General features: G+C 48.1%; 7 protein-coding genes and 1 pseudogene. 2 read left to right on the top strand and 6 right to left on the bottom strand.

What is annotated here, in order from left to right; translation table 11 throughout:
- Positions 1-275 precede the first annotated feature (275 nt).
- The 5 genes from QUB33_RS23785 to QUB33_RS23805 all read right to left on the bottom strand — a co-directional run bounded on the left by QUB33_RS23785 (position 276) and on the right by QUB33_RS23805 (position 7,573).
- Positions 276-1,685, bottom strand: a complete 1,410-nt coding sequence (locus QUB33_RS23785; protein ID WP_199292772.1) for a ferredoxin:protochlorophyllide reductase (ATP-dependent) subunit N — start codon at positions 1,683-1,685, stop codon at positions 276-278.
- Positions 1,666-1,962, bottom strand: a complete 297-nt coding sequence (locus tag QUB33_RS23790; protein WP_333355199.1) for a hypothetical protein — start codon at positions 1,960-1,962, stop codon at positions 1,666-1,668. Before QUB33_RS23790 ends, QUB33_RS23785 begins: the two co-directional genes overlap by 20 nt.
- 198 nt (positions 1,963-2,160) lie before the next feature.
- Positions 2,161-3,567 carry a DUF5331 domain-containing protein gene (locus QUB33_RS23795; protein WP_333355202.1) on the bottom strand — a complete coding sequence of 469 codons (1,407 nt, stop codon included), beginning with the start codon at positions 3,565-3,567 and terminating at the stop codon, positions 2,161-2,163.
- A 34-nt stretch (positions 3,568-3,601) separates the two neighbouring features.
- Positions 3,602-4,468 (bottom strand): ferredoxin:protochlorophyllide reductase (ATP-dependent) iron-sulfur ATP-binding protein, encoded by an 867-nt coding sequence (gene bchL, locus QUB33_RS23800; RefSeq protein WP_006634709.1) that lies wholly within the window; start codon positions 4,466-4,468, stop codon positions 3,602-3,604.
- A gap of 942 nt (positions 4,469-5,410) precedes the next feature.
- Positions 5,411-7,573, bottom strand: coding sequence for a CBS domain-containing protein (locus QUB33_RS23805; RefSeq protein ID WP_333355205.1), 2,163 nt, complete (start codon positions 7,571-7,573; stop codon positions 5,411-5,413).
- Between the two features lie 148 nt (positions 7,574-7,721).
- On the opposite strand from QUB33_RS23805, the gene QUB33_RS23810 reads away from it, so the two are divergent.
- On the top strand, positions 7,722-10,277 hold the full coding sequence (locus tag QUB33_RS23810) for a PhoD-like phosphatase (RefSeq protein WP_333355210.1): 2,556 nt from the start codon (positions 7,722-7,724) through the stop codon (positions 10,275-10,277).
- Between the two features lie 60 nt (positions 10,278-10,337).
- Positions 10,338-10,568, top strand: a complete 231-nt coding sequence (locus QUB33_RS23815; protein ID WP_333355213.1) for a hypothetical protein — start codon at positions 10,338-10,340, stop codon at positions 10,566-10,568.
- Between the two features lie 167 nt (positions 10,569-10,735).
- On the opposite strand, the pseudogene QUB33_RS23820 reads toward QUB33_RS23815, so the two are convergent.
- A pseudogene (locus tag QUB33_RS23820) lies at positions 10,736-11,240 on the bottom strand (WD40 repeat domain-containing protein); the annotation flags it as partial.

Below are 11,240 nucleotides of genomic sequence, written 5' to 3' on the forward strand. Positions count from 1 at the left end.
ATTTGTTACGTCACTAGAAATATATCTTTCTTTATCTATCTTAACATAGTTTTGTTTTTTCTCGCCGACCTACTTACAACCCGGAAGGTCTTTTATTATCGCTTTATAACCTTCAGATTCTGGATAAAAACTGATAGCATATTTCAGGCTCAAGTAATAATCCAGAGATTTAAAATTGACTTTCATCCGCGTTCATCCGTGTTCATCTGCCCTCATCAGCGGTTCCCAAAAAAATAAGGTGAGCAAAGCCCACCCTACTCTCCTACTAAAAACGATTAAACCTTAGCTTCATTCTTCACCAAATTACCCCAACCCAAATCCTTCAGCGAATTATTCCGGCGCAGCGGACGAGTCACCAACTCCAGAATATCCCGTGCATTACCAAAGCCGTGAATCTGAGCAAAAGTAAACTCAACAGACCACTTAGTATTAATTCCCCGCGCTTCCAAAGGATTAGCGTGAGCCATACCAGTAATCACCAAATCAATATTCTGCTCGTAAATCCGCTGAAGCTGATTGTAATTGTCTGGTTTCTCCACAATCCGAGGAGTAGGAACTCCCATCTCGTGACAAGTCTTTTCTAACAAAGCCAATTCAGCCGCCTGATAGCGCTTGTCCATGTAAGGAATCCCAATTTCCGGGCAAGTCATGCCGCAGCGAATCAAGAAACGTGCTAAAGAAATCTCCAGCAAATTGTCGCCCATAAAGAAGACAGATTTACCGCGAATTATTTGCAGATAATCTTCTAAACCCGCCCAGATTTGCGCTTCCCGTTCGTCCAAACCTTTGGGTTCAATTCCCAACACTGAGCAAATCTTTTCAATCCAAGCGCGAGTTCCGTCAGGGCCGATCGGGAATGGCGCACCAATTAGCTTGCACTTGCGACGGCGCATCAACGTAGAAGCTGTGCGCGACAAGAAAGGATTCATGCCCGATACATAATAACCTTCTTCCAAGACTGGCAATTCAGTGTAGCGCTTGGAAGGAAGCCAACCGGAAACTTTGATTCCTTGCTTCTTCAATTCTAGAGTTAGCTGAGTAACAACCGGGTCGGGCAAAGAACCGAAAAGTACCAGCGGCGTGTGCTTGACATATTCCGATTCATCTGCTGCAACTTCCTCTTTTTTCTTGCCGAAATTCAGCAGTTGAGAGATAGCATTGCGTTCTTGTTTCTGAGATTCCATCACGGGCGCTTTCTCAGGGCATTTAGCAGCCATAGCTGCCAAAACGGTATCTTCCCCTTGAGTAAAAGCGTAGTCCAAGCCGTTAGCGCGCGCTGTGACGATGGGAATGCCAATTTCTGCTTCGAGTTTCGGTGCTAACCCTTCCAAATCCATTTTGATGATTTCGGTGGTGCAAGTGCCGATCCAAACAATTACACTGGGGTTACGATCGCGCTTAATTTGCAAGCACAGCCGCTTCAACTCATCATAATCGTTTAACTGAGCGGAAATATCGCCTTCTTCCAACTCAGCCATCGCATAGCGAGGCTCAGCAAAAATCATCACGCCCATTGCGTTTTGCAAGAAATAGCCGCAAGTCTTGGTACCTATGACCAAGAAAAAGCTATCTTCAATTTTTTGATAAAGCCAAGCTACGCAGCTAATCGGACAAAATGTGTGATAATTGCCTGTTTCGCATTCAAAGTTTAAAGCTTCTGGTTCATTAGTAGTAATAGCAGTCATATCTCAAATCTTCTCCCTTTAAATTGTTTTTCGTCTCGAACAGGACTTGCGGCGGAGCGAGGAAACACCTGGATTTTGCGATCGTCTCGGTGAGCTCGCCCAGGACAGGAATAGGTTGTTTTTCCTCTCGATCGCGAACAGGCGCAGCGGCGAGAAAACACCTGTTTTGCGCGATCGCGACGCACAGCGAACAATAAATAGAAATACCTATTTTTGGGCTAATTCCTCTGAAAAATAGATGCAGCCAACTCAATATTTCCGCAGCCGCAGCATCCAAAATTTGAGCTAAAAAATTCTGCGCGAGGGCCTCTAATCCCTCACAGCAGGGATTTAGTTTTCTTCAACTCGCTAAGGCAAAAAGCCTTTTGGCAGTTGTGAGTTGGAGCTAATTAAAAATTAACAACTCGCAACTCACAACTCACAAATAGAGCGGGAAACTTCAAGACTAGAACAGATGCGGGCGATCGCAACAACCTCACTTAAAATCCGACAAAAAGCCCGAAATTTCTTCATCCTCATCGTCGGAATCCAAATCGCCGAGACCTAGAGCATCTAAATCATCTTCGTCAGGATCTCCGGTAGTTGCTTCCCCCAGATCGTCGAGTCCGAGATCGTCGAGGTCATCGTCATCAGATACAGAGAAATCGTCAATACCGTCATCGTCCAAGTCGCCCAGATCCATGTCTAGGTCATCTGAGGTCGCTGTCCCAAAAGGATCGGGTATTTCTTCGGCGACAAACTCTGCATCTTCTTCCCCAAACGGATCGGAAATCCCCGCTTCGAGATCTCCAGAGGTCAAACTCCCAAATTGTGAGGCTTCTTCTTCCTCGTCATCGCCGAGGTCGAGACCGCCCAAAGCCGAGGCTTCTTCTTCCTCGTCATCGCCGAGGTCGAAACCGTCCAAAGCCGAGGCTTCTTCTTCCTCGTCATCGCCGAGGTCGAGACCGCCCAAAGCCGAGGCTTCTTCCTCATCGTCGTCGCCGAGGTCGAAGTCAGATACAGCGTCTTCCTCGTCGTCGCCGAGGTCGAAATCAGATACGGCGTCTTCCTCATCGTCACCCATATCGAAGTCAGATACGGCGTCTTCCTCATCGTCTTCGAGACCGAGACCGTCCAAAGCCGAGGCTTCTTCCTCGTCATCGTCCATGTCGAAGTCGGAGACTGCTTCTTCCTCATCGTCGTCCATGTCGAAGTCGGAGACTGCTTCTTCCTCGTCATCGCCCAGGTCGAAGTCGGAGACTGCTTCTTCCTCGTCATCGCCCAGGTCGAAGTCGGAGACTGCTTCTTCCTCGTCATCGCCCAGGTCGAAATCAGAGACTGCTTCTTCCCCAAACTCATCGAAGGATTCGTCATCGGAGCTCAGTGCTGACGCAGCAGCAGCCAGACCGGCCGCTCCGGCGACTCCGGCGACTACTCCGGCTGCTGCTAAGGCCGCACCGCCCAATTTATTAGATTTGGCATCAGCGGGTGCAGCAGTGGCAGTTTGAGCTGCTGCGGGTGCAGCAGTTGCAGTTTGAGCTGCTGCGGGTGCAGCAGTTGCAGTTTGAGCTGCTGCGGGTGTTGGAGATGTGCCGGCCGTCTGCGGCGCGATATTTGAGGGCATACCCAGCGCTAGGTCCGGGTCAAAATTTAGCCCCAACACTTCGATCAGGCTGTCTGCATCCGGCTTGAGTTTTGAGAAGGGCAGCATTAATTGCTGGAGTTCCGGCTCCAGGGCAGCCGCAATTCCCAGGATGAGGTAAGAAACAGGCCTTTTCCCGCCGTCGGGTGTGGCGACCGTGTTGTCAGCCGTCATGTGCAGGAGCAGCCAAGCCCGATTTACCTGGTAGTAGTCCAACCACTTCTGTTTGAGAGCAACTGAAAAAGTATCAAAAAAAGCCATAACCTCTTTATCCTCATCCTGATCGCTAGACCTATTAAACCATCATCAGGTCTAGCTCATCTTCCTCCTTCTTGACCACCGGTTGCACTGGATTTAGATAAAAATCTGAAAGTAAGGCGAATAATTCGCGATCGGGCGTGTCGTTGGGCACTACTCCTTCGGGCATTGCCAAAATCTGATCAGCGATGTTGAGGTAGTAATCGCAGACGTAGTTGAGGGAAGGATCGCTTTCTGCCATCTCAAACAATGTTTTGCCTTTGACGCGAGAAACGCGGATGTCTTCAATCAGGGGCAGCACTTCCAGCACCGGCATCGGTACAGAGTCTATGTACTTGTCGATCAAGTCGCGCTTTGAGGTGCGGTTGCCAATTAAACCGGCGAGCCGCAACGGGTGAGTGCGGGCTTTTTCGCGGACTGAGGCGGCGATGCGGTTGGCTGCAAATAAAGCGTCGAACCCGTTGTCGGTAACAATCATGCAGTAATCGGCGTAGTTCAAGGGGGCTGCAAAACCGCCGCACACTACGTCACCGAGCACGTCGAACAGGATGATGTCGTATTCGTCGAAGGCATTGAGTTCTTTGAGGAGTTTGACGGTTTCACCGACTACATAGCCGCCGCAGCCAGCTCCTGCGGGAGGGCCACCTGCTTCTACGCAGTCAACGCCGCCGTAGCCTTTGTAGATGACATCTTCGGGCCAAACGTCTTCGTAGTGATAGTCCTTTTGCTGAAGGGTGTCAATAATTGTGGGGATCAAGAAGCCAGTGAGGGTAAATGTGCTGTCGTGCTTTGGATCGCAACCGATTTGCAAAACTTTCTTGCCGCGCTTGGCTAGGGCAACGGAGATGTTGCAGCTTGTTGTCGATTTGCCAATTCCACCTTTTCCGTAAACTGCGAGTTTCACTCTTTGTTCTCCTATAGGTTTCTATCAAAACGATGGGGGCTGGGTTTTCATGCTTTTTTTCGATCGCCCAATTGCAATAGCCCAATTGCAATTCCCTTACTGTCTGTCGATTTGAGATTTCAGATTTGAGATTAAAGAATGGACTCCACAGATGAATCTGGGGCTTCTCTCTAACTAAAATTTCGATCTCGACGACTTTTGTTTGGGGCTTGTATCCCTCTTTGGGTTAGGCCAATTTTGGAGTCCGCCCTTAGTCACCTCGTTGAAAGCATTATTAGCTAACTTGCGATGAAAAGAAAGGGGGCGTCTAAATGAAAATGCTAGTAAATTTGTTTATTTTGCACCTCTGAGAATCTTAACTGGTTTTTTGAGACTAAAATCTATTTTTATATTTTTTTTAGCTTTTAAATAGATTTTAGAATACTTTCTTAATATAAAGAGGTACAAAAATAAAACAAAAATTAACTTCTCAAACAATCTGGGCTTTTGGCTTTGGGGCTAGGATGCAGGCAGTTGATGGCTTGTGCGGGTAACTGGAACGGTCATAAAGGCGCTAGTGGATGAGGCAAACTCGAAGTGAGTTCGGATCAGTTGGGTCAGGGGAGGGCAAAGTTATAGGATTTTAGATTTGAGATTTGAGATTTTAGATTGGGAAAGATTGACTTTGCTTGGGTTTCTGGTGTTTTGTAAAAAATTGTGAATTTTTAGGAAATGGTGGGGAGTCGGAGAGTGGGGGAGTGAGTCGGGGAGAGGGAGAGTGGATGGGGAGAGTGGGGGAGTGGGAGAATATGATTTCTTCCCCATCACTACTGATACCAGTTGAAAAAAAGAATGCAACTGTAGGCCCGCGATCCAAACCCCGGGCTTCATGAGTCATTTCCCATCCTTAAATTGTTCAATCTAAAATCTAAAATCTCAAATCTCAAATCGTATGACTGCTGACTAATGACCGCTGACAATCGGAATCTCGATCGCAAATTCAGTGCCCCGTCCAGCTTCCGAAACGCAGTCGAGTCGCCCCCCGTGCTGTTCGACGACTAAATGGTAAGAAATCGACAGTCCCAAACCAGTGCCCTTGCCGACTGGTTTGGTAGTAAAAAACGGATCAAATAATTGGCGGCGAATCTCCTCCGGTATGCCCCGCCCGTTGTCGGAAATGCGGATCGCCACAAAATTGCCGCCAACAACTTCAGTGCGAATTGTAATTGTGGGAACAGTCAATGGAGAACTAGCATTTGACGGGGGTGAATTTTTCTCATCTCTCTTGGCCCATTCACCTTTCTGGATTTCTTCATCCAAAGCATCAATAGCATTGCCGATAATATTCATGAACACCTGATTGATCTGACCGGCACAGCACTCGATGGGGGGCAAATTGCCATATTCTTTAATAATCTGGATAGCTGGATGTCGGCCGTGGGGTTTGAGTCGGTGCTGCAAAATCAACAAAGTGGTTTCGAGTCCCTCGTGAATGTCAACGAGCTTGACGTTAGATTGATCCGATCGCGAAAAATTACGCATCGACACAACTATTTGGCGGATGCGCTCGGTTCCTACTTGCATAGAAGACACTAACTTAGATAAGTCTTCTACCAAAAAATCGATTTCCATCTCTGCTGCTGCTTCCCGAATTTCCGAGACTGGTTCGGGATAGTGCTGCTGGTAAAGTCCCAAAAGTTGGAGCAATTCTTTGATGTAATGGCTGGCGTGGGAAAGGTTGCCGTAGATAAAATTAACAGGATTGTTAATTTCGTGAGCGATACCGGCAATCATTTGTCCCAAAGAAGACATTTTTTCGGTTTGCACTAATTGAGTTTGAGTTTGCTGCAACTTTCGGACAGTTTGCTCTAATTGCTGCGCTTGATTTTTCAAGCAAGTTTGCTTTCGCCGCAGCACTTCTTCGACTCGCTGGCGCTTGAGAATATCCCGTCTCAACAATTCATTGGATTCTAAAAGTTGAGCGGTGCGTTCTTCAACTTGTTTTTTTAAGTCGTCGTGAGCTTGGCGCAGGGCTTCTTGGGCCCGCTTCCGCTCTAAAATTTCTTGCTGCAAAAGTTCGTTGGCTTTCTGCAATTGGGTGGCTCGATCGTCCACTGCTTGCTGCAAAAGCTCGATCGTCCCGTACATTTCAGATTGGTTAAAAACTTGTGGCAAACTTGTCTGAGAGACAATGCCCAAAAGTTCTCCCTGGCTGCCAACTACTACCAAACGGCGGACGCAGTGCCGCTGCATGGACTGGTGGACACTCCAGAGGGAATCGGCGGGAGATATGCAAAATAAAGGGGCACTCATGACTCTTGCTGCCGGGATTTCCGAGAGGTTTAATTCGAGGGCGTGAAACTGCACGATGTCGCGCTCGGTGACAATGCCGATCGGAATTTGATAATTTGGTGTTGGTGCGAGCGCCAGCTCGGGATGCTGAATTTGCTCTTGGACAATAACGACGCAACTAACTCGATGCTTGACCATGAGCTGGGCTAAATCGAGGGCTGAGGCAGTTGTTGGGGCAGAAATGACTTCTGTAGTCATGACATCTGCTGCACAGCGCAAATTGGTTAGCAAGTTGATCGGTTGCAGGGCTTCGTGAATCGCTTCGCGGGTGATGATGCCCAGAAGTCGCGAGTCCTCGTCCACTACGGGCAAATGCCGGATCTGGTGCTGGCGCAACATGAACATAGCTGTGAAAATATCTTGAGACTCGGATTGTTTGAGGGTAATGGGCGATCGAGTCATTACATCGGCAATTGTCAATCCGACTGTACAAGCTGCGACAGTAGTTAGCTTGACGATATCCCGTTCTGTAAAAATGCCGATGGGTCGATTATCTTCCACGACTATGACGCAACTGCGCTTGGCTGCGCTAGCAAAAGCGTTTTGTTTTTCCCCACAAAGCTGACAGGAGACGCGCATCGGGTTCATGAGAGCCAACACCTGGGCGATCGGGGTTTCTGGAGGGACGGTGAGGGGGTGGCGGTCGATCGCCCGATCTAAAGGTGAAGAGTAAAGTGGTTGGCTGTTGGGCCGTCCGGCGGGTTCTGATGATTTAATTACGGGCAACTGCGGGGCTGAATTGACGAAATGCTGTAATTTTTCTTCTTGTAGCATGGTGATTATTAATTTTACTTAATGAGTTGTTACAAATTTGCAGACGGGGGTTGGCAGACTTAGCATTAATTAACCGGGTCACAGATGCTCGATCGCCTAAAATCTGATTGCTAGAACACCCTTATTTAATTTTTATTTTTTAAATTCTATGTCGTGGACTCCCTTAAGTCATCGAATTCATCACTTGCCGCTTATCCTTGCGGGCCCGATTTTGCGCCGGACGGAAAGTCGGGCCGTGACAGTTTGGCTGGCTCTGAAAGCAGCCCGCCGAGTCGAACTCAAGGTTTATTCGACAGAGGGCGGAACCGGCGAAATTGTCGATCGGCCCTTGCTCCAAGGTGCGAACTCTACTGTGCAGATCGGCAAATACCTGCACGTAGTGGCGGTGACTGCTAAACCAATTAATAGCAATGTCTTGACATCCGGGCAAATTTATGCTTATGACATCAATTTTGCTGGGAGTAGCGAGTCGCCGTCGGGGGTGGCAGTCCCAGAAAATGAGAAAGAAAATCTCATTTCTTGCCTGTGGCCGGCTTCCCCCAATTTGTCGGCTTTGGGACGGGACACGATTAGTTATTTCGCTCACCAGTTGCCGACTTTTGCCCTGCCGCCGAACGATTTAAACTATTTGCGTATCGTTCACGGTTCTTGTCGCAAGCCCCACGGAGACGGCAGAGATGCGCTGCCAATCTTGGATAATTCGATCGAACAGTTTGCAGGTACGGCAAATAGCAGGCCCCACCAACTGTTTTTAACCGGCGACCAAATTTACGGCGACGACGTTGCCGATGCGATGCTGTGGGCTTTGACTGACGCTGGCGATACACTGTTGGGCTGGGAAGAAAGTCTACCCCTGATGGATGATGCCCAAATAAAAAAGAATTTGTGTATCAGTATACCTAAAAATTCGCAAAACGAAAATGCAGTTGGTGGAGAGAGGGAAATTTTTAGAGAGTCGCCAATTCAGAAACCGTCTGATGCTGAGTATGAGTCCAAAAAACCAATTGAGTTACAGCCGGGGACTCGCAGCGATATTGCCAGAGATTTTGGCGGCTTTACGGGGATGTTGGTGAATAAACCGGACAAGGCTAAAAGTCACTTGTTCAGTTTGGGGGAATATTGCGCGATGTATTTGTTAGTTTGGTCGCCGATACTTTGGTGCGCGCGTTTTCCGAAGGGTAAGGATATTTGCCCAAATTCTAAGCGGGCAAAAGTCTGGGATAGAGAAGTTGTGGAACTTGACGGTTTTGCTCGAAATTTGTGGAGGGTGAGGAGGGCGCTAGCGAATATTCCTACTTATATGATTTGCGATGACCATGATGTTAGTGACGATTTGTATTTGAATCGAGAATGGTGTTACCGGGTGCTGGGTAAGCCGCTGGGCCGACGGGTGGTGCAAAATGCTGTGCTGGCTTACGCTGTGTTTCAGGCTTGGGGAAATACGCCGGCACAGTTCGATCGCGAAAAACCGGGAGATAAATTATTAAAAGCTGCTGAAAAATGGTCGGGTTCGGGGGGCACTGATGTTTCTGCTTGGGAGGAGGCGGCTGCGTATTTGGGGATTCCAAGACTCGACCCAAAAACTCATTTGCCTAAGTTGAAATTAGATGAAGATGTTTTTATTTTGGATCGGGATGGAGAGGGTGTAAGTAAGGTTTTGAATTGGCATTTTACTGTGAGAAGTTTTAAGCACGAGGTGATTGTGCTGGATACGCGGAGTTGGCGGGGGTATCCGGTGGAAAGCGCGATCGATCCGCCGATGCTTTTGACTCACAAAGGTTTTGAGGAGCAAATTCAGAAACCTTTGAAGGAAACAGATTTGCTGAATAAAACTGGGGAGTTTGAGATTGAGGCGACGCTGGTGGTTGTGCCGACAAATTTGGTGGGTTTGTGGATTATTGATGTGGTGCAAAAGTGGGATGTGGAACAGGGGAAAGTTTTTAATAGTGATGCGGGGGATGCTTGGAATTTTCATGAGTTGGCTTTTGTGAAGCTGTTGTCGGAATTTTTTAAACAGCGCCAGCGGGTGATTCTGTTGACGGGGGATATTCACTATGCTGCTGCTGTGCGACTGAGTTATTGGTCTAATTGTCATTTTGGCGATTCTAGAGCGAATATTGAGCCTTTGAAGCGGGCGAATTCTCAATCAAATTGTCAATATTCTGTGTTGGCGCAGTTGACGGCTAGTGCTTTTATCAATGAAGAGTGGAAAACGCATTTAATTCATACTAAGATTAAGTCGCTGTTTCCTGAGCGATCGCACCAATGTTTGGGATGGAATGAACCCCTGGAATTAATGAAAATTCCGATGGGTGGCAGAAAGAAGGCTGTGGCTGCTGTCAAAAATAAACAATCTCTGCCTGATTGGGGCTATCGGGTTGACTGGATGAAACGACAAAAAGCTCGGATGTTTTTGCAGCTAGAAAAGGGAACTGCGTCAAATAGATCGCATACAGATAAACGATTGTCACTGCTGCGTAGGTTGTGGAATTTTATATCGCTGTTGTGGCGCAATCGCTGGCTGCAAGAGGGTGATGAGATTGTGGGATATAGCAATATTGCGATCGTCAGTTTTCAGTGGCCTGCTGATGATGATGGGGAGAAAGCGGTGATGCAAAATATTTATTGGCGGCCGCTTTGGGCATCGGATAGTGTGGTTTACAGTCAATATTTTGTGCCGCTGGGATTGGATGAGGATGATTAGATTACTGATTTCTTGAAGAAGTCGGGGATTTGGATATGGGTACAATATTGTGATGAGTTTGTGGCAGTGTCCGCCGGGGGTTTCAACCCCTGGCAGACTCGCGGACGAACCAACTGGCCTTCCCTGCGCGGACAAACTAACGGACTAACAAATCGAATTCGATCGCACATTTCTCTCAAATTCGATCGCCCGATCAACAAAAAACCCCATCGCCCATCAACCCAAAAATCCGTTCGCCCCAATCAACACAAAAATTCGATCGCACATTTCTCTCAAATTCGATCGCCCTAAAACTCGCTACATTAGGACTTACGATGGAGGCCGAGAAACCCGGTTTTTGACGACAATAAATACTTCGTTGCAGCCCACAGATTCGGTAAAAACCCGGTTTCTTTGGTGGGAGTGCGTAAGTCCCGTACACAAAAAATTAGATCGCCCGAATCGACCCAAAAATCCGATTATCGCCCGCCGCTAACTCCCTCCAATCGCAGGAAATGCACCCTGCCCGACGCATCCCCCGCTACAACTGTCACCCCATCAGGCGAAATTGCACAGCAACGAAACCCAGTTTCTCCGCTGAAACTAGCAACCCCTTCACCGCTAAACAAATCCCAGATTTTCAGGGTTTTATCCTCTGAAGCGGAAATCCCGGTTTTGCCGTCGGGTGCGATCGCCACTGCTGTTACCCAGTCATTATGACCAGTAAGAGTTGTCAGTTCCCGGCCTGTCTCGGTGTCCCAGATTTTCAGGGTATAATCCCTTGAAGCGGAAATCGCGGTTTTGCCGTCGGGTGCGATCACCACTGCTGTTACCGAGGTAGTATGACCCGTAAGAGTTTTCAGTTCCCGGTCTGTCTCGTTGTCCCAGATTTTCAGGGTATAATCCGCTGAAGCGGAAATCGCGGTTTTGCCGTCGGGTGCGATCGCCACGGCCCTTACCGAGTTAGTATGACCAGTAAGAGTT

This window comes from Microcoleus sp. B3-A4 (genome assembly GCF_036705385.1).
In the GTDB taxonomy this organism is placed as follows: domain Bacteria; phylum Cyanobacteriota; class Cyanobacteriia; order Cyanobacteriales; family Microcoleaceae; genus Microcoleus.